The organism is Bradyrhizobium niftali (assembly GCF_004571025.1).
In the GTDB taxonomy this organism is placed as follows: Bacteria; Pseudomonadota; Alphaproteobacteria; order Rhizobiales; family Xanthobacteraceae; genus Bradyrhizobium; species Bradyrhizobium niftali.
The window spans coordinates 57154-83032 of the sequence record NZ_SPQT01000016.1 but is presented as its reverse complement, the minus strand read 5'-3'; the positions used below and the strand labels follow the sequence as shown (position 1 = coordinate 83032).

26 protein-coding genes are annotated in these 25879 nt (G+C 65.1%); 21 read left to right on the top strand and 5 right to left on the bottom strand.

What is annotated here, in order from left to right; translation table 11 throughout:
• Window positions 1-272: 272 nt before the first annotated feature.
• The 3 genes from E4K65_RS25835 to E4K65_RS25825 are packed head-to-tail and all read left to right on the top strand — an operon-like array spanning window position 273 to window position 2950.
• Complete coding sequence (locus E4K65_RS25835; protein WP_027545993.1) at window positions 273-815, top strand: MarR family winged helix-turn-helix transcriptional regulator; 543 nt, start codon at window positions 273-275, stop codon at window positions 813-815.
• Window positions 812-1543 carry a response regulator gene (locus tag E4K65_RS25830; protein ID WP_027545994.1) on the top strand — a complete coding sequence of 244 codons (732 nt, stop codon included), beginning with the start codon at window positions 812-814 and terminating at the stop codon, window positions 1541-1543. The genes E4K65_RS25835 and E4K65_RS25830 overlap by 4 nt, the downstream gene beginning before the upstream one ends.
• Before the next feature lie 18 nt (window positions 1544-1561).
• Entirely contained in the window at window positions 1562-2950 is a 1389-nt protein-coding gene (locus E4K65_RS25825) for an ATP-binding protein (protein ID WP_027545995.1), read from the top strand.
• Window positions 2951-3116: 166 nt separating this feature from the next.
• Here E4K65_RS25825 and E4K65_RS25820 read toward each other — a convergent pair whose 3' ends face one another.
• Both E4K65_RS25820 and E4K65_RS25815 read right to left on the bottom strand, forming a co-directional pair.
• On the bottom strand, window positions 3117-3647 hold the full coding sequence (locus tag E4K65_RS25820; RefSeq protein WP_135176525.1) for a DUF3617 domain-containing protein: 531 nt from the start codon (window positions 3645-3647) through the stop codon (window positions 3117-3119).
• 44 nt (window positions 3648-3691) lie between these two features.
• Complete coding sequence (locus E4K65_RS25815) at window positions 3692-3985, bottom strand: hypothetical protein (RefSeq protein WP_135176524.1); 294 nt, start codon at window positions 3983-3985, stop codon at window positions 3692-3694.
• 182 nt (window positions 3986-4167) lie between these two features.
• Here E4K65_RS25815 and E4K65_RS25810 point away from each other — a divergent pair, with 182 nt between their 5' ends.
• From E4K65_RS25810 to E4K65_RS25795, 4 genes are all read left to right on the top strand, one after another.
• On the top strand, window positions 4168-4632 hold the full coding sequence (locus E4K65_RS25810) for a hypothetical protein (protein WP_135176523.1): 465 nt from the start codon (window positions 4168-4170) through the stop codon (window positions 4630-4632).
• Between the two features lie 121 nt (window positions 4633-4753).
• On the top strand, window positions 4754-5458 hold the full coding sequence (locus E4K65_RS25805) for a ribonuclease T2 family protein (protein ID WP_135176522.1): 705 nt from the start codon (window positions 4754-4756) through the stop codon (window positions 5456-5458).
• A gap of 190 nt (window positions 5459-5648) precedes the next feature.
• Window positions 5649-6509 (top strand): 23S rRNA (adenine(2030)-N(6))-methyltransferase RlmJ, encoded by an 861-nt coding sequence (locus tag E4K65_RS25800; protein ID WP_135176521.1) that lies wholly within the window; start codon window positions 5649-5651, stop codon window positions 6507-6509.
• Between the two features lie 250 nt (window positions 6510-6759).
• Window positions 6760-6975, top strand: a complete 216-nt coding sequence (locus tag E4K65_RS25795; RefSeq protein ID WP_008544396.1) for a cold-shock protein — start codon at window positions 6760-6762, stop codon at window positions 6973-6975.
• A gap of 87 nt (window positions 6976-7062) precedes the next feature.
• Here E4K65_RS25795 and E4K65_RS25790 read toward each other — a convergent pair whose 3' ends face one another.
• On the bottom strand, window positions 7063-7686 hold the full coding sequence (locus E4K65_RS25790; RefSeq protein ID WP_167771140.1) for an outer membrane protein: 624 nt from the start codon (window positions 7684-7686) through the stop codon (window positions 7063-7065).
• A 252-nt stretch (window positions 7687-7938) separates the two neighbouring features.
• Here E4K65_RS25790 and uvrC point away from each other — a divergent pair, with 252 nt between their 5' ends.
• The 7 genes from uvrC (at window position 7939) to E4K65_RS25755 (ending at window position 14217) form a co-directional block, all read left to right on the top strand.
• A complete protein-coding gene (uvrC, locus tag E4K65_RS25785) occupies window positions 7939-9999 on the top strand; it encodes an excinuclease ABC subunit UvrC (RefSeq protein WP_135176519.1) in 2061 nt (686 codons plus the stop codon).
• Between the two features lie 97 nt (window positions 10000-10096).
• Window positions 10097-10714 (top strand): CDP-diacylglycerol--glycerol-3-phosphate 3-phosphatidyltransferase, encoded by a 618-nt coding sequence (gene pgsA / locus E4K65_RS25780; RefSeq protein WP_011090204.1) that lies wholly within the window; start codon window positions 10097-10099, stop codon window positions 10712-10714.
• The gene (gene moaD / locus E4K65_RS25775; RefSeq protein WP_011090205.1) at window positions 10711-10962 is read left to right on the top strand and encodes a molybdopterin converting factor subunit 1; all 252 of its coding nucleotides are present in this window, start codon (window positions 10711-10713) and stop codon (window positions 10960-10962) included. The genes pgsA and moaD overlap by 4 nt, the downstream gene beginning before the upstream one ends.
• 4 nt (window positions 10963-10966) lie before the next feature.
• Window positions 10967-11449 (top strand): molybdenum cofactor biosynthesis protein MoaE, encoded by a 483-nt coding sequence (locus tag E4K65_RS25770; protein ID WP_135176518.1) that lies wholly within the window; start codon window positions 10967-10969, stop codon window positions 11447-11449.
• On the top strand, window positions 11449-12408 hold the full coding sequence (gene prmB, locus E4K65_RS25765) for a 50S ribosomal protein L3 N(5)-glutamine methyltransferase (RefSeq protein WP_135176517.1): 960 nt from the start codon (window positions 11449-11451) through the stop codon (window positions 12406-12408). Before E4K65_RS25770 ends, prmB begins: the two co-directional genes overlap by 1 nt.
• Window positions 12409-12497: 89 nt before the next feature.
• Complete coding sequence (locus E4K65_RS25760) at window positions 12498-13085, top strand: phage holin family protein (protein ID WP_135176516.1); 588 nt, start codon at window positions 12498-12500, stop codon at window positions 13083-13085.
• Window position 13086: 1 nt separating this feature from the next.
• A complete protein-coding gene (locus E4K65_RS25755; RefSeq protein WP_135176515.1) occupies window positions 13087-14217 on the top strand; it encodes a YihY/virulence factor BrkB family protein in 1131 nt (376 codons plus the stop codon).
• Between the two features lie 41 nt (window positions 14218-14258).
• Here E4K65_RS25755 and E4K65_RS25750 read toward each other — a convergent pair whose 3' ends face one another.
• The gene (locus E4K65_RS25750; protein ID WP_135176514.1) at window positions 14259-15098 is read right to left on the bottom strand and encodes a class I SAM-dependent methyltransferase; all 840 of its coding nucleotides are present in this window, start codon (window positions 15096-15098) and stop codon (window positions 14259-14261) included.
• Between the two features lie 177 nt (window positions 15099-15275).
• Between E4K65_RS25750 and E4K65_RS25745 the strand changes: the two genes are divergently transcribed.
• From E4K65_RS25745 to E4K65_RS25735, 3 genes are all read left to right on the top strand, one after another.
• The gene (locus E4K65_RS25745) at window positions 15276-16781 is read left to right on the top strand and encodes a winged helix-turn-helix domain-containing tetratricopeptide repeat protein (protein WP_430649041.1); all 1506 of its coding nucleotides are present in this window, start codon (window positions 15276-15278) and stop codon (window positions 16779-16781) included.
• A gap of 142 nt (window positions 16782-16923) precedes the next feature.
• Window positions 16924-18417, top strand: coding sequence for an EAL domain-containing protein (locus E4K65_RS25740; RefSeq protein ID WP_135176513.1), 1494 nt, complete (start codon window positions 16924-16926; stop codon window positions 18415-18417).
• A 15-nt stretch (window positions 18418-18432) separates the two neighbouring features.
• Window positions 18433-19287, top strand: a complete 855-nt coding sequence (locus tag E4K65_RS25735) for a TIGR01459 family HAD-type hydrolase (protein WP_027546011.1) — start codon at window positions 18433-18435, stop codon at window positions 19285-19287.
• Window positions 19288-19466: 179 nt separating this feature from the next.
• On the opposite strand, the gene E4K65_RS25730 is transcribed toward E4K65_RS25735, so the two are convergent.
• Window positions 19467-19862 carry a response regulator gene (locus E4K65_RS25730; RefSeq protein WP_008567674.1) on the bottom strand — a complete coding sequence of 132 codons (396 nt, stop codon included), beginning with the start codon at window positions 19860-19862 and terminating at the stop codon, window positions 19467-19469.
• A 232-nt stretch (window positions 19863-20094) separates the two neighbouring features.
• On the opposite strand from E4K65_RS25730, the gene E4K65_RS25725 reads away from it, so the two are divergent.
• The 4 genes from E4K65_RS25725 to E4K65_RS25710 all read left to right on the top strand — a co-directional run bounded on the left by E4K65_RS25725 (window position 20095) and on the right by E4K65_RS25710 (window position 25761).
• On the top strand, window positions 20095-21066 hold the full coding sequence (locus tag E4K65_RS25725; protein WP_167771138.1) for a bifunctional riboflavin kinase/FAD synthetase: 972 nt from the start codon (window positions 20095-20097) through the stop codon (window positions 21064-21066).
• 205 nt (window positions 21067-21271) lie between these two features.
• Window positions 21272-24280 carry an isoleucine--tRNA ligase gene (gene ileS, locus E4K65_RS25720; protein ID WP_135176511.1) on the top strand — a complete coding sequence of 1003 codons (3009 nt, stop codon included), beginning with the start codon at window positions 21272-21274 and terminating at the stop codon, window positions 24278-24280.
• Window positions 24281-24444: 164 nt separating this feature from the next.
• Complete coding sequence (gene lspA, locus E4K65_RS25715) at window positions 24445-24939, top strand: signal peptidase II (protein ID WP_167771137.1); 495 nt, start codon at window positions 24445-24447, stop codon at window positions 24937-24939.
• A 96-nt stretch (window positions 24940-25035) separates the two neighbouring features.
• The gene (locus E4K65_RS25710; protein WP_135176509.1) at window positions 25036-25761 is read left to right on the top strand and encodes a hypothetical protein; all 726 of its coding nucleotides are present in this window, start codon (window positions 25036-25038) and stop codon (window positions 25759-25761) included.
• The last annotated feature ends 118 nt before the right edge of the window (window positions 25762-25879 follow it).

Sequence of the window (25879 nt, the reverse complement as noted above, 5' to 3'; positions counted from 1 at the left end):
GGCTTGATTAGATTGTTGGCCGAACCACCGCCAGCCTTGTTACGGCCGGTTTCCGTGACCAGCATGTCGCCGAGGACATGCTTTTGCGGAAGGCGGAAGTCCAGTATGTTTTGCCGAAATGCCGCTCGACAATCGCACGGTAGATCTGATCCGGCCGTTGCCGCCTGTCCGGCTCTCTCCGGCCGCTCTTAGAAAATGCCACCCGACGCGAAACGATCTAAAATTTCGTGCGGGCTGATCGTTTTGTAACATTGAACCCAAGATACGTCAATATGCCTGACATAAATTTCGCGACTCCCTCTCAAGACGCTGCCGAGCTCCGGCCGGCCGCAGGCGAAGGAGGCAATTTGCGCTGGGATATCATCGAGCTACTGTTCTTCGCCTATCGCGACTTCGTCGGCGATCCCGACCAGGAGCTGGAGGCATTCGGCTTCGGCCGGGCCCATCACCGCGTCATGCACTTCGTCTACCGCTATCCCGGACTGAAGGTCGCCGATCTGCTCGACGTCCTGCGCATCACAAAACAGTCGCTCGGCCGGGTGCTCAAGCAGCTCCTGGACGAGGGCTATATCGTGCAGAAGACCGGCGACAATGATCGCCGCCAGCGCCTGCTCTATGCCACGCCGAAGGGCGAGGCGCTGGTGCAGAAGCTCGCCGGGCTCCAGACCACGCGGATCACCAAGGCGCTCGCCGAGATGGCGCCGCAGGATGCGGAGACGGTCAAGCGCTTCCTGCGCGCGATGATCGACCGCGACGATCCGGACAAGGTGCTGGAGACGATCTTCGCCTCCGTCAATCAAGACGCAAAGGAGTGACCGTGCCGCTCGCTGCCACGCTCGCCCGTCCGCCGGTGCAACCGGCCGATGACGCCCCGCATCTTCTGCTGGTCGACGACGACCGCCGCATCCGCGATCTGCTGTCGCGCTTCCTCGCCAGCGAAGGCTATCGTGTCTCGACCGCGGCCAGCGCCAGCGATGCGCGTTCGAAGCTCATGGGCCTGCATTTCGACCTCTTGATCCTCGACGTCATGATGCCCGGCGAGACCGGCTTCGACCTCGCCCGCTTCATCCGCACCTCCTCCTCGGTGCCGATCGTGATGCTGACGGCGCGCCATGAGGCCGAAGCCCGCATCGAGGGGCTCCAGATCGGCGCCGACGACTACGTGGCAAAACCGTTCGAGCCGCGCGAGCTTGCGCTGCGCATCAACAATATCCTCAAGCGCGCCGCCCCGCCGCCGCAGGCCGCGGTGGTGGAGAAGATCGCGTTCGGTCCCTACGTCTACCATCTCGATCGCGGCGAATTGCGCCAAGGCGAGGAGGTCATTCACCTCACCGACCGCGAGCGCGAGATGCTTCGCATTCTCTCGGAGACCCCGGGCGAGACCGTGCCGCGCAGCGCACTGACCGGCAATGGCAGCGTCAACGAGCGCGCCGTTGACGTGCAGATCAACCGCCTCAGGCGCAAGATCGAGACCGATCCCGCCAATCCGCTGTTCCTCCAGGCGGTGCGCGGCATCGGCTACCGGCTGGTGGCATCGCCATAAAGCAGTGAAGCGCGACCGATGAGCACGATCGATACCGGCCTGACGCTGCTGAAGAGCGCCGCCGGCCGCGTCTCCGCCGCCAATGGCTGGATGGGCAACGCGTTCAAGGGCTGGATGCCGACCGGCCTCTATGCCCGCGCGCTGCTCATCATGATCGTGCCGATGGTGATCCTGCAATCGGTCGTCGCCTTCGTGTTCATGGAGCGGCACTGGAATACGGTGACGCGCCGCCTGTCGGCCGCGGTGGTGCAGGACATCGCCGCGCTGATTGACGTCTACAAGGGCTATCCGCAGGACAAGGATCGCGACCAGATCCGTCGCATCGCCCAGCAGCGTTTGGGCCTCGTCGTCGATTTCCTGCCCGCCGGCGACATGCCGCCGCCGGGACCAAAGCCGTTCTTCTCGCTGCTCGACCAGACGCTGTCGGTGCAGCTCGGCCGCCAGATCGGGCGCTCGTTCTGGATCGACACGGTCGGCCGCTCCAACCTCGTCGAGATCCGCATCCAGCTCGACGACGCCGTGATGCGCGTGTTCGCACAGCGCAGCGCGGCCTACGCCTCGAACTCGGAGATCTTCCTGTTCTGGATGGTCGGCACGTCCTCGATCCTGCTGATCGTCGCGGTGCTGTTCCTGCGCAACCAGATCAAGCCGATCCTGCGTCTTGCCGATGCAGCCGAGAGCTTCGGCAAGGGCCGCGAGGCGCCGAACTTCAGGCCGCGCGGCGCGCGCGAGGTGCGGCGCGCGGCGGTCGCCTTCCTCGAGATGAAGTCGCGCATCGAGCGCACGATGGAGCAGCGCACCGCGATGCTCGCCGGCGTCAGCCACGATCTGCGCACCATCCTGACCCGCTTCAAGCTCGAGCTGGCGCTGATCGGCGACAACCCGGAGCTCGAGGGCATGCGCAAGGATGTCGACGAGATGTCGATGATGCTGGAGGACTATCTCGCCTTTGCCCGCGGCGATTCCGGCGAGCAGTCGCAGCCGACCGACATGGCGCAGGCGCTCGAGGAGTTGCGCAGCGATGCCGAACGCCACGGCCACGCTGCGACCGTCGCATTCAACGGACTGCCCGTGGTGACGGTGAAGCCGGCCTCGTTCAAGCGCTGCCTCGCCAACCTCGTCACCAATGCAGCGCGCTACGGCAAGAGCATCGCCATCACCGGCCAGCGCGATCACCGTTATCTGACCGTCACGGTCGACGACGACGGCCCGGGCATTCCCGCGCATCTGCGCGAAGAGGTGTTCAAGCCGTTCCTGCGGCTGGACAACGCCCGCAACCAGGACGAAGGCGGCACGGGCCTCGGCCTTGCCATCGCCCGCGACATCGCCCGCTCCCACGGCGGCGACATCACGCTTGGCGACAGCCCGATGGGCGGATTAAGGGCGAGCGTGAGAATACCGGTGTAGGCCGCTCTTCCCTTCTCCCCTTGCGGGAGAAGGTGGCGCGAAGCGCCGGATGAGGGGTTGCTTCCGCGAATTCAGAAGCGAGAGAGTACGCGGTGAGATACCCCTCACCCGTCTCGCCGCTACGCGGCGAGCCACCCTCTCCCGCAAGGGGAGAGGGGAAGACAACCTACTTCGGCAGCAACGCCTTCAACTTATCCATGTCACGCACGTTCATCTTGAAGCCGCCGGGCATGACGATGTCGCCGGGCTTCTGATCGGGCTTGCAGGCGCCCAGCCATTTCGCTTCGAGCGTCATGGTGGTGTCGCGCCCCGCCGTGCCGGCGGCGCCGCCTTGCGCGTGTGACGAGGTCTTCACCGTATAGGCCGAGTTGAAGTCGCCGGTGATCTCGGCATGCGAGGTGGTGCTGATGCCGGCGACGCTGCACTCGGAATCGCTGACATAACCGGTCGCGGTCTTCTTGATGTCCTGCTTGGCGCAGATCTGCTTGGCCATCGGGGAGACGTTGTTGTTCATCTCCTTGTCGACGGTCTCGTCGGTGCAGTGCTGCATGGTCATTTCCGGCATCGCAGAGCCGCTCCTGACCATCTTCAATTCCCACAGGCCGGCCTTGCGCACCGGCAGATCGTCGGCAGAGGCGCTGCCGGCCGACAACACGAAGCAAACGGCCGAGCCGAGCAAAGCAAGTTTGCGCGTCATGTGGGATGCTCCCGGCTGAGAGATCGCTGCGTTACGAAAACGCCTCAGTACAGCGTGCGGATCGGCTGGTTGGCGGCGCCATAGGGCACCCAGCGGCAGGAGAACGAGATGTAGCCGCCCTCATAGGCCTGCACGCCGAGGAATTTGACGACCTTGCCGTAGCGCGCGCAGTGATCGACCGCGACCTGCCGCGCATCGACCTGGGTGGCCATCGAATAGGCGATGATGCCGCCGGTGTCGTTGCCCTTGAACGGAGGCACCGGAAGGAGATCGGCGCGCGCCGGCTGGCTCGCCATCATACCCAGGGCAAGAAGGCCCGCGGCCGCAATGATTCGCATTCCCGTTACTCCAATTGGTTGGCGCCAGTTTACGGTGCCGGGACGGAAGTGAAAAGAACTGAAGCCCTGTCGGATGCGACGTTTAGATCAACTCCTGGCCAAGTGTTGCCGCGCTGCACTTGACCTCACCCGCCCTTCGCGGCACCGTCCGACCTTCGCAGATCATTCTGTCTGGATTGCCCATGCGCGCCTCGACCTCCCTGAAATCGCTCCGCTTTGCCGCCGTGCTCGGCCTCATGTTCGGGGCGCTGTCGCTCGGTGAGGCCAGGGCGGCCAATCCGCTGGAGCTGAACTTCTGGCTGAGCGGACCGCGCTATGACGGCGGCGTCGCCGATTGTGACAAGGCGCTGCCGACGATCGCCACCCAGTTCTGGGAGAAGGAAAGCTCCTTCTGGAACTCCTCGTTGAAGATCACCGGCTTCTCCGCCGTGCGCGAGACCGCGTTCCGGCCCTGGCAGTCCGACAACATCCCGCGCCGCTATTGCACCGGCGAGGCCATGCTCAACGACGGCAAGGTCCGCAAGGTGCATTTCTCGATCATCGAGGATGGCGGCTTCGCCGGTTACGGCAATGGTGTCGAATGGTGCGTGGTCGGGCTCGACCGCAACTGGGCCTACAATCCGGCCTGCCGCGCCGCCAGGCAGTAATTCGACGAGCCCTGATTCGGAGCTAGCCCAGCGGCCTGACGGGGGCCGCCCGAATTTTGTTCTTGAAATGTTCTTCTCGCCTGCTAGGCTCGACTGCACAGTCTAGTTGAGGGGCGTTGCCATGTTTCATTCCAGATTGCACTCGTTCTCCCGCCTGATGATCTCGCTGGTCCTTGCCCTGCCCCTTGCCGCCGGGCTGGTCTCGCTGACGGGCGCCGCGCAAGCCCAGGACAGGCGACAGAACGCGCCCGGCGAGTTCGATTTCTATGTGCTGTCGCTGTCGTGGTCGCCCTCCTTCTGCGAGGAGGCGGCCGAGCGCGGCGGCCGCTCCCAGATCCAGTGCAGCGGCCGGCCCTATGCTTTCGTGGTGCACGGATTGTGGCCGCAATACGAGAACGGCTTTCCGGAATATTGCCAGCGGCCGGCGCCACGGCTGAACCGCAGCATCGTCTCCTCGATGCTCGACCTGATGCCCGCGCCGGGCCTGATCTTCAACGAATGGGACAAGCACGGCACCTGCTCGGGGCTCGCCGACCGCAGCTATTTCGAGACGATCCGGAAAGCGCGCGCCGCGATCAAGATTCCGGCCGAGTATCTCGACCTGTCGCAAGCCAAGACCGTGGCGCCGGCGGAGGTCGAGGAGGCCTTCATCAGGGCCAATCCGGGCCTCGGCAGCGCCGCCATCTCGGTCACCTGCAACCGGACGCGGCTTTCCGAGGTCCGCATCTGCCTCAGCAAGGACCTGCAATTCCGCGCCTGCGAGGAGATCGACCGCCGCGCCTGCCGCCGCGACCAGGTGACGATGCCGCCGATCAGGGGTGGGTAGACCGGCTCTCGTGCCCCGGATGCGGTGCAATGCGCCGCGAAACGCGGCGTGGTGCACCGCTGATCCGGGGCCCATCACGAACGAAGAAGCTGGGTCCCGGCTCAGCGGCGCAGCGTTACACGCCGCACCGCGTCCGGGACACGCATTAGTGCCTCTTTGCTCAGGCCGTGACGTGGCGTAGTGCTCTTGCATGAACTACCGTCACGCCTTCCATGCCGGCAACTTCGCCGATGTCATCAAGCACATCGTGCTGGCGCGCATCCTCACTTACTTGCAGGACAAGCCGGGGGCGTTCCGCGTCATCGACACCCATGCCGGCGCCGGCCTGTACGATCTCGAAAGCGACGAGGCGCGGCGCGGCGGCGAATGGCTGACCGGCATCGCGCGGCTGATGCAGGCGCGCCTGTCGAACGAGACCGCCGCACTGACCAAGCCTTATCTCGACATCGTCCGCGCCTTCAATCCGAAGGGCGAGCTCAAGGCCTATCCGGGTTCGCCGCTGATCGCGCGCGGCCTGCTCAGGCCGCAGGATCGCCTCGTCGCCTGCGAGCTCGAGCCGAAGGCGCGCAAGGCGCTGATCGACGTGCTGCGCCGCGACGAGCAGGCCCGCGTGGTCGATCTCGACGGCTGGATGGCGCTGCCGGCCTTCGTGCCGCCGAAGGAACGGCGCGGGCTGGTGCTGATCGATCCGCCGTTCGAGGCAAAGAACGAGTTCGAGCGGCTGGGCGAAGCCTTCTCGGAGGCTTTCGCAAAATGGCCAACCGGTATCTATGTAATCTGGTATCCGGCCAAGAGCCGGCGCGCCACCGACACGCTGGCGCAACTCGTGGCGCGGCTCGCAGCCGCAGCAAAGCCGCCGGGCAAATGCCTGCGCCTCGAATTCAGCGCCGCGCCGCAACTTGACGGCGCAGCCCTCACCTCCACCGGACTGCTGATCGTCAATCCCCCTTACACGCTGCACGGCGAGCTCAAGACGATCCTGCCCGAGCTCGAAATGCCGCTCGGCCAGGGCGGCGCTGCCAGATTCCGATTAGAGGTGCCGAGGCCGTAACACTCCGGCATTCTTGGGAAAAATATGCAGGAGCCGTAGTCAATCTGCAAAGAACCGTATTATGCTATTTCGGTGACTGGCTTTACGTTCCGCTTCCGCGAATGGTTGCGGCGGAGTGAAGGCCTAATAAAGATCCGGCCGGACCGAAACGTCCGCCCAAGGATGGCCAGCTCCCGGGCTCCGTACGGCCCGGTCATGTCGTGACGTGAGTCTGCGTCGCGACGGAGGAGCAATGAGGGGGAGTTTCCCGATGGCCATGACGGGAACGGTCAAGTTCTTCAACGGCGAGCGCGGCTACGGCTTTATCAAGCCGGATGACGGCGGTCGCGATGTCTTCGTTCACATCACTGCTGTGGAGCGAGCGGGACTGAAGGACCTTGCCGAAGGACAGCGTATTACTTTCGAAGTCGAACCGGACAAGAAGGGGAAGGGACCGAAGGCGGTCAATTTGGTCATCCTTTCCTAGCGGGCCTGACTCAAAAAACCTGGCGCAAAAAAAGTCCCGGCCGCGAGCGGCCGGGAGGTTATTGTCCGGTATTTTCTTAGTTGGCTTTCAGAAGTGATAGTTCACGCCTGCACGCACAACGCTGGCGCTATAGCCGTTTGACACGCCTGTGATTGCGAACTGGCTCGTCGACAGATCGATGTAGAGATATTCGAGCTTGGCGGTCCAGTTGGGCGCAAAGCCCACTTCCGCACCGGCACCGATGGTCCAGCCGGCGCTGGTGTGCGACTCGGTCCAGCCGAAGGTCTGCGCACGCAGCTCGCCGAAGGCGAGGCCGGCGGTGCCATAGACCAGCACGTTGCTGAAGGCATAGCCGGCACGGCCGCGCAGAGTGCCGAACCACGGATTGGAGAACTTCCACGGCGCGAAGGTGTCATCAGCGCCGGCGGCCTGGATATCGCCCTCGACGCCGAACACCCATGGACCGTTCTGGAAATTATAGCCGGCCTGCACACCGCCGACGAAGCCGGAGGGCTTTACGGGTGAGTTACTCACCGACCCCCACTCATAGCCGAGATTGGCACCGAGATACGGACCGGCCCAGCTATAGGCATTGAGCGGCTGATTGACGGTATAGGGCGCACGCTGCCCGTAATTGAGATCGGCGGCCTCTGCCGAAGCTGTCCAGCCGGCGGCAACCAACACGGCCGCGCCCACAACGAGCCTCTTCATCACACACTCCAACGCAACCGCCGTAAACCGGTGCGATGCCCGCGCCGCCGCGCCGCGCCATGTCGCATGGTTACGGAACCAAGACCTTTTCGCGTAAGATTTATCGAGAGTTTTAAGTTAAAGGGCTGTTAAGACCCGTTACCGCGCGCTTAACAGACTTAAGGAAGCGTTACCGGGAACCGCGCCCGCCATCCTGTGCGTGCAGCATGGCCGGAACTTCAAATCGGTATCCCCAGCGCCTAAATTCGCCCCATGGTTCACGATTCCACCGACAATCCGGACGACGCCCGCGCGCGCAAATCCAGGCGCGGCATGGCACCGGACGCCCCGTCCCAGGAGACGGCACCGCCTGACCTCGATCCCGCCACCACAGGCGGCGACGACGAGGACGATGCTCTGCTGCCCGATATCCTGGAAGAGAGCGGCGCGGTCGGCGAAGAGCCGCTGGCGAGCGGCCATGAGGCAATCGAGCGCGCCGTCCGGCTCGCGCCGACCTCGCCCGGCGTCTATCGCATGCTCAATGCGAATGCCGACGTGCTTTATGTCGGCAAGGCCAAGAACGTCAAAAAACGCCTCTCCAACTACGCGCGCCAGAGTGCGCCGCAGCCGGCGCGCATCCTGCGCATGATCGCCGCCACCGTGACCGTGGAGATCGTCTCGACCAACACCGAGACCGAAGCGCTGCTGCTGGAAGCCAACCTCATCAAGCAGCTGCGGCCGCGCTTCAACGTGCAGCTGCGCGACGACAAGTCGTTTCCCTATATCCTGATCACCGGCGACCATTGGGCGCCGCAGATCCTGAAACATCGGGGCGCGCAGACCCGCCCCGGCCGGTACTTCGGCCCGTTCGCCTCCGCCGGCGCCGTCAACCGCACCATCACGGCGCTGCAGCGCGCGTTCCTGATCCGCTCCTGCACTGATTCCTTTTTCGAGAGCCGCACCCGGCCCTGCCTGCTCTACCAGATCCGCCGCTGCGCCGGTCCCTGCACCCGCGAGATCGATTTCCCCGGCTATACGACGCTGGTGCGCGAAGCGACCGACTTCCTCTCCGGCAAGAGCCATGCGGTGAAGCAGGAACTCGCCGGCGAGATGGAGAAGGCGGCCAATGAGCTCGAATTCGAGAGCGCGGCACTCTACCGCGACCGCCTCGCCGCGCTGTCGGCGATCCAGTCGCAACAGGGCATCAATCCGCGCACGGTGGAAGAGGCCGACGTGTTCGCCATCCACCAGGAGGGCGGCTTCTCCTGCGTCGAGGTGTTCTTCTTCCGCACCGGCCAGAACTGGGGCAACCGCGCCTATTTCCCGCAGGCGGAGAAGACCTTTACGCCCGAAGAAGTGCTCGGCTCCTTCCTCGCCCAGTTCTACGACGACAAGCCGCCGCCGAAGAACATCCTGCTTTCGCATGAGATCGAGGAGAGCGAGCTGCTTGCCAACGCGCTCTCGATCAAGGCTGGGCACAAGATCGAGGTCGCCGCGCCGAAGCGCGGCGAGAAGAAGGAACTCGTCGCACACGCGCTGACCAATGCGCGCGAGGCGCTGGGCCGGAAGCTCGCGGACACCGCGACGCAGGGCCGCCTGCTCGACGCCATGGCGACGACGCTGAGCCTGCCGCATGCCCCCAAGCGCATCGAGGTCTACGACAACAGCCACATCCAGGGCACCAATGCGGTCGGCGCCATGATCGTCGCCGGCCCGGACGGCTTCGTGAAGAATCAGTACCGCAAGTTCAACATCAAGTCGGAAGGGCTCACGCCCGGCGACGACTACGGCATGATGCGCGAGGTGCTGGAGCGCCGCTTCAAGCGTCTCATCAACCCGCCCGAGGAGGGGGCCAAGGTCAAGGACGACGATTTTCCGCAATGGCCCGACCTCGTGATCATCGACGGCGGCCGCGGCCAGCTCAATGCCGTCCGCGAGATCTTTGCGAATCTCGGCCTGACCCAGGTATCGCTGATGTCGGTCGCCAAGGGGCCGGACCGGGATGCCGGCCGCGAGACCCTGTTCATGCCGGAGCGCGAGGCGATCAAGCTCGAGCCGCGCGACCCCGTGCTCTATTTCATCCAGCGCCTGCGCGACGAGGCCCACCGCTTCGTCATCGGCTCGCATCGCAAGCTGCGCAAGAAGGACATCCGCGAGGCCGGTTTGCAGGAGATTCCGGGCATCGGCCCGTCACGCAAACGTGCCTTGCTGCATCATTTCGGAACCCTGAAGGAGATCGAACGGGCCTCGATCGCCGATCTCGGCAAGGTTCCGGGGGTGAGCGCCGAAAGCGCCCGCAGGATTTTCGAGTATTTCCATCCCCAGCCGGGGTGAACTAAAGGGGGCCGTGGTCATATGGTCGTCGCATCTCGCACCCCATTTGAGGAGCGGAACGGTTGACCTTCGGGCCACAGCGGTATTGGTAGGACGGATGAACATCGCCACGACACGAGGGACGACCAGCCGCGCGATGTCCCTCCCGAACATCCTGACCTATGGCCGGATCGCCGCGATCCCGGTCGTGGTCGGGTGCATCTATGCGCAGTCGATTCTGGATCAGCCGCTGTGGCTGCGCTGGGTCGCGGTCGCCATTTTCATCGCGGCAGCAGTCACCGATTACCTCGACGGCTACTACGCGCGGATCTGGAATCAGCAATCGGCGTTCGGCCGGATGCTCGATCCGATCGCCGACAAGCTGCTGGTCGCCTCCTGCCTGCTGATGCTGGCCGCCGACGGTATCATCCATGGCTGGTCGCTGTGGGCCGCCATCGTGATCCTGTGCCGCGAGATCCTGGTCTCGGGCCTGCGCGAATATCTCGCCGCGCTGCGCGTCAGCGTGCCCGTCACCAAGCTTGCCAAGTGGAAGACCACGGTCCAGCTCGTCGCCATCGGTTTCCTGCTCGCGGGCGAGGCCGGCGACCAGGTCGTGCCTGTCGTGACCCAGATCGGCCTGTTGCTGCTGTGGGCCTCGGCGATCCTCACCATGTACACCGGCTACGATTATTTCCGCTCCGGCATCCATCACCTCATCAAGGAGGATGAGGTATGAAGGTGAAGTATTTTGCCTGGGTGCGCGAACGGGTCGGCAAGGCCGAGGAGACCATCGAACCGCCAGCGACCGTGCGCACCGTGGAAGAGCTGATCGCCTGGCTGTCCGGCCGGAGCGAGGCCTATGCCTATGCGTTCGAAAAGCCGAAGGTCATCCGCGCCGCGATCGACCACGCCCACGTCAAGTCGGACGCCGCGATCGCGGGCGCCCGCGAGATCGCGTTCTTCCCGCCGATGACCGGCGGCTAGGCCCATGACTTCCCCTGCGACCACCGGCCCCGTCACCATCCGTATCCAGGAAGACGATTTCGACATTGCGCGCGAGATCGCGCTCCTGACCAGGAGCCGGACCGACATCGGTGCGGTCGTCAGCTTCTCCGGCATCTGCCGCGGCGACGAGGACAGCGCGAAGATCGCCGCGTTGACGCTCGAACATTATCCCGGCATGGCCGAGGAAGAGATCAAGCGTCATGTCGACGAGGCGACCACGCGCTGGCCGCTCAACGGCGTCACGGTCATCCACCGCGTCGGCCGGTTCATGCCCGGCCAGAACATCGTGCTGGTGCTGACCGCATCGCAGCATCGTCAGGCGGCATTCCAGGCAGCCGAGTTCCTGATGGACTATCTCAAGACCAGCGCGCCGTTCTGGAAGAAGGAAGAGAGCGCCACCGGCACCGGCTGGGTCGAAGCCCATGCCCGTGACGACGAGGCCGCCGCGCGCTGGACGAAGCCCTGATGGCAAGAGCTTCCAAAAAGACCGCGCGCGGCCGCGCCGCGCCAAAACTTGCGAAGGTCGGCCGCGGCGAGCTTGTCACGCTCATCGACTTCGTCCGCTATGCCGTGAGCCGCTTCAATGAGGCCAAGCTCGCCTTCGCGCACGGAACGACCGATCCGGTGGCGGAAGCGGCCTTCCTGGTCTGCGAGGCCCTGCATCTGCATCCGGACCAGTTCGAGGCCTTTGCCCACGCGCGCGTCACGGCTGCGGAAGGCAAGACCATCCTCGATCTCATCCATAAGCGCGTGACCACGCGCAAACCGGCCGCCTATCTCGTCAACAAGATCTACCTGCGCGGCCTGCCCTTCTATGTCGACGAGCGCGTTATCGTCCCGCGCTCCTTCATCGGCGAGCTCCTGGATTCGCATTTCGGCGGCGATGGCGAGGCCGGCTCGCTGATCGACGACCCCGCGGCCGTCGAACGCGTGCTCGACCTCTGCACGGGATCTGGATGCCTTGCCATCCTCGCCGCGTATCACTTCCCGAATGCAATGGTCGATGCCGTCGACATCTCCAGGGGCGCGCTCGAAGTCGCCGCGCGCAATGTCGGGGAGCACGGGCTCGATGAGCGGGTCACGCTCCATCGCGGCGACCTGTTCGCCCCGCTCGGCGACAACAGATACGACCTCATCATCACCAATCCGCCTTACGTCGATGCGGAAGGCATGGCGGCATTGCCGCCGGAGTGCCAGGCCGAGCCGAAGCTCGCCTTCGACGGCGGCGCCGACGGTCTCGACGTGGTGCGCCGGATCCTGCGCGACGCCCCCGATCACCTGACGCCGGATGGCGGATTGATCTGCGAGATCGGCCGCGGCCGCGAATTGGTCGACGAGGCCTTTCCGGAGCTGCCGCTGCTCTGGCTCGACACCGAAGCCTCCGAAGGCGAGGTGTTCTGGATCGCTGCCGCCGATCTCGGCTGATCGGTCACCGCGGCGGCGTCCCGCGCGGAACAAGTCAAATCCCGTCACGTTCATCCCCGACGAATGTCTCGCTCTCGGAGGATGTCCGCATGCTCGCGCCATCGGGCGAATTGCTGCGCGCCGGCGTGGCGCTGAAACTCAACCATCTCAAGCGCGCCACCCGGTCTTACTTGCGTGACCGCACCAGCCAGGCCACGGGACGGGCGACGTCCTATGCGGTCGCGGCCGGCCTGTTCGCCGTGGCCGGGCTGTTCCTGATCGCGGCCTTCTTTGTCGGTCTGGTTGCCTTGTACCGCTGGATCGCAATCACCTACGGACAATTCTGGGGCTTTGGTGCCGTCGGCGCGGTCCTGCTGGTTCTGGCTGCGTGCTGCGCCGGCGCGGCTCTGGCTCAGATGAAGCGTCGGGACAAGCCGATCGTGCCGCTGGCCAGCCGCCTGCGCGTTGCGATCGCCACCCCGCGGATTCCGCGTGGAACGGTCAAGCAGGCAGTGAAAGAGGTCGCGACGACGATTCCCCTGGCACCCCTCGCGCCCGGCGAACGCCGCCATGGCGGCAACATCCGGCCCGTGCGCGCCAACCGTCCCGTGCAACTGGGTCTGATGCTCGCAGCCGTCGGGCTGCTGGGCTTCACGGCCGCGCGTCGAAGACGGCACGGGCACAGGTTGGACGCGTGAGATGGCGGCGCGGCGCTCAGGACAGCTCGACTCCTGGCTGCTGGTCGCCGCCACCGTCGTCTTCGTGCTGACCGCCGAACGCTACTTCCAGGACCCCGGCTTGATCCGGCCGGGGCCGCCGCAAGACCACCGCAACAACGAAGCAAGCTCTCCGGAAACGAGCGTAACCCGTGCCGCGACGCAGCCCGGCCGCGGGCGCCGTTCCAGTAGCCCCTTCGCGATCCCCTGGGCCGGCTGGAAGGATATCTTCTGGCGCACCTATCAGCGCATCGACGACGATCGCTTGCTCGCCACTGCCGGCGGCGTCGTGTTCTTCGGGCTGCTCGCGATCTTTCCGGCCGTCACCGCGCTCGTCTCGTCCTATGGGCTGTTCGCCGATCCCGCCACGATCAGCGCCAATCTCCAGACCCTCGCGACGATGCTGCCCGAGGGCTCGTTCCAGATCGTCGAGGACCAGGTAGGGCGCGTGGTGTCGAAGGGCAATACGACGCTTGGCGCCACCTTCCTGCTCGGCCTCCTGCTTGCGATCTGGAGCGCCAATGCCGGCGTCAAATCGATCTTCGACGCCCTCAACGTCGCCTATGAGGAGCGCGAGAAGCGCAGCTTCATCCGGCTGAACTCGGTGTCGCTGGCCTTCACGGTCGGCGGCATCGCCGCACTGCTGCTGATGGTGGGTGCCGTCGTCGCCTTCCCGCTCGCGCTCAATCACCTCGGCATGGCGCCCGAAAGCAAGTTGATCGTGGCGCTGGCAAGATGGCCGCTCCTGTTCCTCATCCTGCTCGCGGCGCTCGCCATCCTCTACCGCTTCGCACCCAGCCGCGACGCGCCGCGCTGGCAATGGCTGAGCCTCGGCGCGGTGACGGCCGCCCTGCTCTGGATTGCCGGCTCCGCCTTGTTGTCCTGGTATCTGTCCGAGTTCGCCAATTACAACGCCACCTACGGCTCGCTCGGCGCGGCGATCGGCCTGATGATGTGGATGTGGATGTCCGCGATCGTCGTCATGTTCGGCGCCGAGCTGAACTCGGAGATCGAACGGCAGACCCTGCGCGACACGACCACCGGGGAGCCCAAGCCGCTCGGCAGCCGCGAGGCGGTCTCGGCCGACACGGTCGGCGCCGCCGCCCCGGCCTGATGTTGAGGTCAGGCCGAACGCCGGCCTGACCTCAAGCCGCATCAGCGCTTGGTGATGACGGCTTCCAGATATTCGCTGTGCACGACGACCGTGCCGTCGTCGGCACGGTTGAACTCGCCGAGCAGCGTGATGAGGTCGTGCCGCAGCGCAGCCTGACCGGACTCGTCGAGTACGGCGAAGGCTTTGAGCATCGGCCCGTAATACGACTTGAAGATTTCGAGCCAATGCTCCGGCGAGCGATAGCGGAACACGAACATGCGCGGCTCGGCGGTGATCTCCGACGCCTGGTCTCCAAACATCTCCTTGAGGCGGGCCGGTGTGCCCCACAATGCCGGCGACTTCACGCCGGCCGGCGGCGCCACATGCCCGCCGATGGTCTTGAAGAGCTGACCGATGAAGCCTTGCGGCGTCCAGTTGGCGAGGCCGATCTTGCCGCCCGATCTGCAGACCCGTGCGAGTTCGGCAGCAGCCTTGTCCTGGTCCGGCGTGAACATCACACCAAAGGTCGAGACGACGACGTCGTAGCTGCCATCGGCAAACGGCAGCGCTTCGGCGTCCGCCTCGCGGAATTCGACCATCAGATGATCGGCTGCCGCGCGCTCGCGGCCGCGCTTGAGCAGCGCCGGAACGTAGTCGGTCGATGTGACGTCACACCAGCGCCGGGCCGCCGCCAGCGTCGCATTGCCGTTGCCCGCAGCGACGTCCAGCACTTTGCTGCCGGCGCGAAGATCCAGCGCCTCGCAAAGCTGTTCGCCGACGATCTGCAAGGTGGTGCCGACGACGGCATAGTCGCCGGACGACCAGGCGCCGTGCTGGCGCTGCTTGACGGCAGCGAGATCGGGTTGGGCTGGCGCCGGCTTGAGCGCTGCGGATGTCGACATGGCAAATCTCCTGCGGTTGAACACGCCGGGACGATAGAGCGCATGCAGCTCGCTGGCCTTGAGAGCGGCCTTATTTTACGCTGAGAGTACCTTGATTTCCGGACGGGAGCCGAGGGCAGATTGACAATTCATTTCGAGGATTTCGTGCTCGATCCCGAACGCCGCGAATTGCGGCGGATGGAGACGCTCGTCGCGCTCGAGCCCCAGGTCTTCGATCTTCTGCTCTATCTCGTCCGCAACCGCGAGCGCGTGGTGACGCGGGACAATCTGCTCGATGCGGTCTGGAACGGCCGCGTCGTCTCGGAATCGACCCTTACCAGCCGGATCAACGCAGCGCGGCGCGCGGTCAACGACAATGGCGAGGAGCAGCGGCTGATCCGCACCATCGCGCGCAAGGGTGTGCGCTTCGTCGGCGATGTCACGGAACTTTCCTCGGCCGCAACGCCCGCGGCGCCGGCCCAACCGTCCAACGCGCCACCAACGGCATTGCCGCTGCCAGATCGTCCGGCCATCGCGGTCCTGCCCTTCACCAACATGAGCGGCGAGGTCGAGCAGGACTATTTCTCCGACGGCATCAGCGAGGACATCATCACCGCGCTGTCGAAGCTGCGCTGGTTCTTCGTCATCGCGCGCAACTCCTCCTTCATCTACAAGGGCCGCCCGGTTCATCTGCGGCAGGTCGCAGAAGAACTCGGCGTGCGCTATGTCGTCGAAGGCGGCGTCCGCAAGGATGGCGACCGCGTCCGCATCACCGCTCAGCTCAACGACGTCGCCACTGGCAGTCATCTCTGGGCTGAGCGCTATGATCGCGAGCTCGCCGACGTCTTCGCCGTGCAGGACGAGATCACCGAAGCCATCGTCGCCGCGATCGAGCCACAGCTCTACGCCGCGGAGAGCTTTCGCGCCCAGCGCAAGCCGCCCGACAGCCTGGACGCCTGGGATCTCGTGATGCGCGCCCTTTCCCACTACTGGCGCGTGACGCGGCAGGATCATGTCGTGGCGCAGGCGCTGCTCGAGAAGGCCATCGCGCTCGACCCGAACTACGGCAAGGCGCTCGGCCTGCTCGGCACCAGCTACATGTTCACGGCGCATATGGGCTGGATGGAGATGGCCACGGCAATACCCCTCGCCGAGCGCGCGGCGAGGGCCGCGATCCGCGCCGACGATGAGGATGCCTGGGCCCACAATGCGCTCGGCCATGTCCATCTGTTCGCGCGGCGGTTCGAGGACTCGCTCGCCGAGTTCGAGACCGCGCTCCGGCTCAATCCGAATTTTGCGCTGGCGCAGGGCTATTATGGTTTGGCGCTGGGCTATTGCGGCCGCTGGCAGGATGCCGACGAGGCCGCGCGCCGGGCGATCCGCCTCAGCCCGCGCGATCCCTACGCGCCGGTCTATTTCGGCATCGCCGCCTTCGCCCGCTTCCTCGGCAGCGACTACGCCGAAGCGATCCGGCTCGCACAGGAGTCCCTGCGCCAGCGTAGCGACTTCGTCGGCGGGCACCGGGTGCTGGTTGCCGCTGCCGGCATGGCCGGACAAACCGAGACCGCCCGGGTTGCCCTGAAGGAACTCCACCGAACCCAGCCGAACGTTTCGCTGACCTGGATCGCCGAATTCATGCCGATCAAACTCGCCTCCGACCGCGAGCACTACCTCGAAGGCTTTCGCCGGGCTGGCCTGACTTGAAGGGCAAACGGACCACTATCCCCTCGAATCAACAATGATGTTAGGGTCATGCGGCTTGGGGGAGCATGAGGCGTGACGGGTTCGCACAGTAACCCGTGTTTTCCCGGGTGAGGCAGTCAGCTCTTGAGGCGTAACGCGCGGCATGATTCGCATTTCGACGATCTTCATCGCCATCTGCATGGTTCTGGTCGCGGCCTCGCTCGGGCTTGTGCTCTACGCGGTCGCCGGCATCAGCGGAACCGAATCCGCGATCGTGGCGCTGACCGCGCTGACCTTCCTGATCCTCTACAACGCGGTGTCGATGCGGCTGCGCGACCGTAGCGACGTCGGCGGCCAGATCGCCGACCTCTCGCGCGGCACCGCCGACCTCGCCCGCCAGGTGGCCGAATTCGGCCGCCGGTTAGCTGCGATGGAAGGGCGCATCGCCTCGTCCAATTCGACCAATTCCGACCGCATCCAGTCGGTGGTCGGCGAGATCAACGAGCTCGGCGGGCTGGTCAGGCAGCTCGCTTCCACCGTGTCCACCCATGAGGACCTGCTGGCTGGCGCCGCGCCTGCAGCTGCGGCGGCTCCGGCCGCGAGGCCGGACCTGGAAGCGCCGATCGACCTGATCGCGCCGCTCGGGGAGCGGCCGGTGGCGCCGCCACTGCTTCCCGCGGCTCCCCCGCCTCCCGCAGCGCAGCCGCGGCCGGCACCGGCAGTTCAGGCCCAAACCGCCCATCCGGTTCAGACCGCCAACGGACGCAACCAGACCCAATTGCTCGCTACGCTCCGCAACGCGATCGACGAGAACCGCATTGACATCTTCCTCCAGCCGATGGTGACGCTGCCGCAGCGCAAGGTGCGGTTCTACGAGGCGGTGACTCGCGTCCGCGACGAGCGCGACCAGTTGATCGCCGCCGAGGAATTCATCAGCATCGCGGAGGCCTCGGGCCTGATCGGGCGCATCGACAACATGGTGATGCTGCGCTGTGTGCAGGTGCTGCGCCGCCTCATGGTCCGCAACAAGGACGTCGGCGTGTTCTGCAACGTCGCGGCCTCCACGCTCGGCAATTCGACCACCTTCGCGCAATGCCTCGACTTCCTCGAAGCCAACCGGGCGCTGGCGCCGTCGCTGGTGCTGGAGTTCAAGCAGTCGACCTTCCGCAATCTCGGCCCGGCCGAGTCCGAGAACCTCGCCGCGCTCGCCCAGCGCGGCTTCCGCTTCTCGATCGACCATGTCACGGATCTGCGCATCGAGCCGCGCGAACTCGCCGACCGCGGCGTGCGCTTCATCAAGGTTCCGGCCACGCTGTTGCTCGACCCGAGGCAGGCCTCGACCTCCGACATCCACCCGTCCGACCTCTCAGACCTGCTCGGCCGTTTCGGCATCGACCTGATCGCCGAGCGGATCGAAGGCGAGCGCGCCGTGGTCGATTTGCTCGACTATGACGTTCGGTTCGGCCAGGGGTTCCTGTTCGCGCCGCCCCGGCCATTGCGGCCGGAGGGGGCATCTGCTACCGGCGGGGCCTCGCCGAACCAGGCGCAGGATATTCAGGGATCCAATGGCTTCGCTCCACTCGGCCAAGGCGCGACGTCAGCCGCGCCTCCGGCACAACGCATCACCGGCAACGCGGCGCTCGCGCGCCGGATCTGATCGGTCGCGCGCATCATGACTACGCTGCATTTCGCCGAAAGCCTGCGCGAGCTCGTGGGCGATGTGGACGTCGTGCTCAGCGACATCTGGGGCGTGGTCCACAATGGCCTCGAATCTTTCCCCGAAGCCTGCGAGGCGCTGCACACCTATCGCAGCCGCGGCGGTACGGTGATCCTGATCACCAATGCCCCACGCCCCGCCGACTCCGTGCAGCGGCAATTGCGCAAGCTCGGCGTCGCCGACGAGACCTATGACGCGATCGTCTCGTCGGGCGACCTGACCCGGCTCTATGTCGCCGAACATCCCGGCCGCAAGATGTTCTGGCTGGGCCCCGAGCGCGACAACTCGATCTATCGGGGCTTAGATGCGGTGACCGCGCCGCTGGAACAGGCCGACTACATCGTCTGCACCGGCCTCTATGACGACGAGACCGAGACGGCGGAAGACTATCGCGGCATGATGCTGAAGGCGCGCGAGCGCAAGCTGACGCTGGTCTGCGCCAACCCGGACATCGTGGTGGAACGCGGCGACCGGCTGATCTATTGCGCCGGCGCGATCGCCGAGCTCTATCGCGAGCTCGGCGGCGAGGTGATCTTCTACGGCAAGCCGCACCGGCCGATCTACGAGCGCGCGATGGCGCTCGCCGGCGAACGCCAGGGCCATCAGATCGACCGCAGACGCGTGCTGGCGATCGGCGATTCCGTCCGCACCGACCTCACCGGCGCGCGCGAATTCGGCATCGACTGCCTGTTCGTCACCCGCGGCATCCATGCCGAGGAGTTCGAAGGTCTCGACCAGCTCGACCCGGCGTCCGTGATGGAATTGTTCGGCCACCCGCCGAAGGCGCTGATGCGCGAATTGAAGTGGTAGTGATCTGATCGTCATTCCGGGGCGATGCGGAGCATCGAACCCGGAATCTCGAGATTCTCAGGTGCGCAATTGCGCACCATAGTTCGCCCTTCGGGCGCCCCGGAATGACACTCCCAACGCAGAAAGCCCGGGACAAAAGCCCGGGCCTTCGAATTCAGCTGAAAGCTTTAGCGCGCGCCTTACGCGCTCGCCATGTCCGGGAAGACCGCCTCGATCTTGGTCTTCAGCGTCGCCGCGTTGAACGGCTTGACGATGTAGTTGTTCACGCCGGCCTTCTTGGCCGCGATCACGTTCTCGGTCTTCGATTCCGCCGTGATCATGATGAAAGGCGTGGTGGCGAGGTTCGGATCCGCGCGCACTTCGCGCAGGAGGTCGTAGCCCGTCATCGGCTCCATGTTCCAGTCGGAGATCACGAGGCCGTACTTCTTGCCGCGCATCTTGTTCAGCGCCGCCGAACCGTCGCTGGCATCGTCGATGTTCTCGAAGCCAAGCTGCTTCAGCAGATTCCTGATGATACGGATCATGGTGCTGTAGTCATCCACCACCAGAACCGGCATCGACAAATCAACCGCCATCTCGACTCCCCCAACGCAAACCCAGGAATATTACGATTGAAGCTGCCAGGCCGGAGGCCCGTGCAGTTCCACTGCTTCAAGGACTAGCATCAAGGCGTTAAACAGCCCGTTAACTGGGGCGGCCCCCGAAGAATTGAAATCGTGTTCAATGCCGCCGCCTCCCCCGCTTGACTTCGCCGGGCGGGTCAAGCCACGGTCCCGGCCGGTCCCGCCCGGCTCGAGAATTCCCCTGATGGCCCCGCATTTTACCGTTATCCGCGACACCACGCCGGATTCCGCTATTCCCCGGGGTGCCGTGGTCGCCATGGGCAATTTCGACGGGGTCCATCTCGGCCATCGCGCAGTGATCGCAGCGGCCCTGGAGATGGGCCGGGCGCATGGCCGCCCTGCGCTGGCGTTGACCTTCGAGCCGCACCCACGGCGATTTTTCAGCCCCAACACCCCGCAATTCCGCCTGACGGACGAGCGGGCCAAGCTGCGGCTTCTGGCCGGGACCGGGCTCTCCGGCGCCGTGGTCATGACCTTCGACAAGGCAAGAGCCGGCACCAGCGCGCAAGATTTCATTCACCATGACCTGATCGGGCGTCTCGGCGTCAGCGCAATCGCGGTCGGCTATGACTTCCATTTCGGCAAGGGACGGGTCGGCTCGCCGAGCCTGCTGGTCAACGAGGCGCCCCGGCTCGGCATCGAGGTCGACGTGCAGCCGCATGTCGATTTCGATGAACGGCCGGTCTCCTCCAGCGCCATCCGTATTGCGCTCGCCGAAGGCCAGCTTGACGAAGCCACCACCATGCTCGGCGCCCCCTGGTTCATCACCGGCGAGGTGATCCATGGCGAGAAGCGCGGCCGCGACCTCGGCTACCCCACCGCCAACATCCGCCTCGACGCCAATTGCGGCCTCAAGCACGGCATCTACGCGGTGCGGGTCGGCCGCGGCACCGAGCGCCTGGACGGGGTGGCCAGCTTCGGCCGCCGCCCGACCTTCGACAATGGCGCCCCTCTCCTGGAAATCTTCCTGTTCGACTTCAAGGGCGACCTCTACGGGCAGGTGCTCGACTGCGCCTTCGTCGGCTTCATCCGCGAGGAGCTGAAATTCGACGGCATCGAGACCCTGATCCGCCAGATGGACGACGATTCCGCCCGCGCCCGCGCCATGCTGGCCGCCGCCCCGGACGCATTTCCGCGGCTTGGCGTCATCGATTGAGGCCGAAAACCGGCCAAGCCGGACCTTTGCGCTTCCCTTAGCCCCCTGCTATGGAGAGCCCATGTTTGCGCGGCGCATCATAGGGATTAGCGGCCCGGCTTCCGCCTGAGCCTTTGGCTCGGCGCAAGACCGGGATTTCGTCGTTTCACCCCGCGATTCCGCATCGCCATCCGTTTTCCCGCGCCCTTCCGAGCCAGTCAGCCTCATGTCCGAAAAGCCGCAAAAGTCCCAAAAGTCCGAAGTCAAAGACTATTCGAAAACCCTGTTCCTGCCGCAGACGGACTTCCCGATGCGCGCCGGCCTGCCGCAGCGCGAGCCGGAGATCCTCAAGCGCTGGTACGAGATCGGCCTCTACGAGAAGCTGCGCGCGGGCGCCAAGGGCCGCGACAAGTTCGTGCTGCATGACGGCCCGCCCTACGCCAACGGCAACATCCACATCGGCACGTCGCTGAACAAGATCCTCAAGGATCTCGTCACCAAGAGCCAGCAGATGCTCGGCTTCGATTCCAACTACGTGCCAGGCTGGGACTGCCACGGCCTGCCGATCGAGTGGAAGGTCGAGGAGGAGCACTATCGCAAGAAGGGCAAGCAGAAGCCCGACTTCCGCGACTCTGCCGCGATGATCGATTTCCGGAAAGAGTGCCGCGCCTATGCCACCCATTGGCTCGGCGTGCAGCGCGAGGAGTTCAAGCGTCTCGGCGTGATCGGCGACTGGGACCACCCCTACGCCACCATGAGCTTCCCGGCGGAAGCCCAGATCGCGCGCGAACTGATGAAGTTCGCCGCCAACGGCACGCTCTACCGCGGCTCCAAGCCGGTGATGTGGAGCGTGGTCGAGAAGACCGCGCTGGCCGAAGCCGAGGTCGAGTACGAGGACTACACCTCCGACATGGTCTGGGTGAAATTCCCGGTGACCTCGCCCGCGCACGGCGCGCTCGCCTCCGCAAGCGTCGTGATCTGGACCACCACGCCCTGGACCCTGCCGGGCAACCGGGCCATCTCGTTCTCGCCGAAGATCGCCTATGGCCTCTACAAGGTGACGGACGCACCGGCGGACAACTGGGCCAGGAACGGCGACCTCCTGATCCTTGCCGACGCGCTCGCCGACGAGGTGTTCAAGCAGGCGCGTGTCACCGCCTTCGAAAAGCTGCGCGACGTCCCCGCCGACACCATGGACGCAATCGAATGCGCCCATCCCCTGAAGGGTCTTGCCGGCGGCTATGAATTCGTCGTGCCACTCCTGCCCGGCGACCACGTCACCGACGACACCGGCACCGGCTTCGTCCACACCGCCCCCGGCCATGGCCGCGAGGACTTCGACGCCTGGATGGCACATGGGCGCGATCTCGATGCGCGCGGCATCAACACGGCGATCCCCTACACGGTCGACGAGAACGGCGCCTACACCGACCATGCCCCTGGCTTCGTCGGCAAGCGCGTCATCAACGACAAGGGCGAGAAGGGCGATGCCAACGAGGCCGTGATCAAGGCCCTGGTCGAAAAGGGCATGCTGCTCGCGCGCGGCCGGCTCAAGCATCAATATCCGCATTCCTGGCGCTCCAAGAAGCCGGTGATCTTCCGCAACACGCCGCAATGGTTCATCGCGATGGACAAGGATATCGCGGCAGGCGGCAAGACCAAGTCCGGCGACACGCTGCGCGCCCGCGCGCTGCACGCGATCTCGGTGACGCAATGGGTGCCGCCGTCCGGTGAAAACCGCATCAACGGCATGATCGAGGCGCGCCCCGACTGGGTGATCTCGCGCCAGCGGGCCTGGGGCGTGCCGATCGCCGTGTTCGTGCGCGAGAAGGCTGACGGCTCCGCCGAGATCCTCCAGGACGAGGCCGTCAATACCCGCATCGGCGACGCCTTCGAAAAGGAAGGCGCCGACGCCTGGTACGCGAAAGGCGCGCGCGAGCGCTTCCTGGGCGCGCATGCGAACGAGGGCTGGCAGAAAGTCGACGACATCCTCGACGTCTGGTTCGATTCCGGCTCGACGCACGCCTTCGTGCTAGAAGATCCCGTGCACTTCCCGGGGCTGTCAGGCATCAAGCGCAAGATCGACGGCGGCACCGACACCGTGATGTATCTTGAAGGCTCGGACCAGCATCGCGGCTGGTTCCACTCCTCGCTGCTGGAAAGCTGCGGCACGCGGGGCCGCGCGCCCTACGACATCGTGCTGACCCACGGCTTCACCCAGGCCGAGGACGGCCGCAAGATGTCGAAGTCACTCGGCAACACCATCGAGCCGCAGGCCGTCATCAAGGAATCCGGCGCCGACATCTTGCGGCTCTGGGTTGCCGCCTGCGACTACACCGACGACCAGCGCATCGGCCCCGAGATCCTGAAGAACACGGTCGAGACCTACCGCAAGCTGCGCAACACCATCCGCTGGATGCTCGGCACGCTACATCATTACAAGCCGGCTGACGCGGTTCCGCCGGCCGAGATGCCCGAGCTCGAGCGACTGATGCTGCACGAGCTCGCGATGCGCGCCGAGCTGGTCGGCAAGGCGTACGAGACGTTCGACTTCAAGAACGTGGTGGCGACGCTGTCCGCATTCCTGAACAGCGAGCTCTCGGCGTTCTACTTCGACATCCGCAAGGACACGCTTTATTGCGATCCGCCGTCCTCGCCGACGCGCAAGGCGGCGCTGACCACGATCGACCTGTTGTGCTCTTCGATCCTGAAGTGGCTGGCGCCGATCCTCAGCTTCACTGCGGAGGAAGCCTGGCGCATGTACCGGCCGGATGCGGAGCCTTCAGTGCACCTCACGCTATTTCCGGGGGATCTCGAAAAGCTCCGCGACGACAAGCTCGCCGCGAAATGGGAGGCGATCCGCAACGTCCGCCGTGTCGTCACCGGCGCGCTCGAACTCGAACGCGCCGCCAAGAACATCGGCTCGTCGCTGGAGGCCTCGCCGGTCATCTATGTCGCCGCCCGCGACATGCTGGCGACGCTGTTCGACACCGACCTCGCCGAAGTCTGCATCACCTCGAACTACGAGGTGCGCGAGGGCGAGGCGCCGGCTTCCGCGTTCCGTCTCGATGCCGTGCCCGGCGTTGCCGTCGTGGTGGAGAAGGCGGTCGGCACCAAATGCGCCCGCTCCTGGAAGATCTCGCCGACGGTCGGCGAAGACCCCGAATACCCCGACGTCACCCCGCGCGATGCCAAGGCGCTGCGCGAATGGAAGGCGCTGGGGGTTGGCGTTTGATCTAGCGTCGTCCTGGCGAAAGCCAGGACCCATTACCACCGTCGCCAATTGCAGCGAAGGCTGATGACCACGAGTCTTTCAATCAACGACCGCCTGGGGTTATGGGTCCTGGCATTCGCCAGGACGACGGCGGAGTGTGCCGCGGCGGCGTTGGGTCACTCACGATGACCCCGCTCCGCGCCGGCATCGTCTCGGCCATCGCCACGGTCATCCTCGACCAGGCCTCCAAGCTCTGGCTGCTGAACGTGTTCGACCTCGCCCGTCGCGGCGCGGTGAAGGTGACGCCGTTCTTCGACCTGGTGCTGGCCTGGAACATCGGCATCAGCTTCGGCTGGCTCCAGAACGACAGCCAGGCGGCGCAGCTCGCGCTGATGGCCGTCAAAGGTATCGCAGTGGTCGCGCTGGCGATCTGGATGGCCCGCTCGCACACCCTGCTTGCGACCATCGCGCTCGGCCTGATCATCGGAGGCGCCATCGGCAATGGCATCGACCGCCTGGCCTATGGCGCGGTGGTGGATTTCGCCCTATTCCACATCGAGATCGGCGGAAATACCTATAATTGGTATGTGTTTAACCTCGCCGACGTGGCCATCGTTGCTGGGGTGGCGGCGCTATTGTATGATTCCTTCCTGGGGGTACCCGCCGCAAAAGCGCCCTGATCCCGGCCGATACGACCGGCAGGTGGAACCCGCTTTTTGCGAGAGTTTGAGCCGCGTGCGAGCGGCAATCTGCCACAATATGGAACAGGTACACTGATGCGCAGCTCGAAGACCAGCGGTTCGATGGTTCGAGACCCCCGGTGGGAGTTCTGGCGGGCGTTGAAATTATCCGCTGTCGCGCTCGGCATCGGTGTCGTCATGGCAGCAGGCGCGGCCCGCGCCGGCGACGATGACGAAGACGATCGGACCTTCGAGGAAAAGATCATCGATAATTTGATGTCGGGTCTCGGCGCCAAGAGCATGGAAACGCCCGGCATTGAATACCGCGAACGTTCGCCGCTGGTGGTGCCGCCGAAGCTCGACCTGCCGCCCCCGGCATCGGCCGCCGAGGCGGCTCCTCCGAACTGGCCAAAAGACCCGGACGAGAAGCGCCGCAAGGAGGCTGCCGCCGCCAGGAAGAAATCGGGCACCAAGTTCCTGAACCCCTGGGAAGCGGCCCGACCACTCACTCCGGCCGAGTTGAACGCCGCCAAGACCAACGGCAGCAGCCGCACGTCGAGCAACGACTCTGTCCAGCCGGGCGGAAACAATCCAACCATGAGCCCCAGCCAGCTCGGCTATAAGGGCGGTCTGCTCGGCATCTTCAAGAGTGACAGCGAAGAATCCAAGCAATTCACATCTGAGCCGCCGCGGGCATCCCTGACCGAACCACCGCCCGGATACCAGACGCCCTCGCCCAACTACGCCTATGGCGCCGGGGGACCGGATAAGTCCAAAAGGACATATTTCGACGTGCTCAGTGGCAAGGAAAAAGAGAAATAGCGCTCTTGCCGAGAGGCGTCCCCATACGAAACTGCCGCAATCGACCGGTGTAGGCCGGACGAAGCACATGACTTATCTTTAACTTCACGATGACGGCGTTCTCTGCTTCGTGACGCGA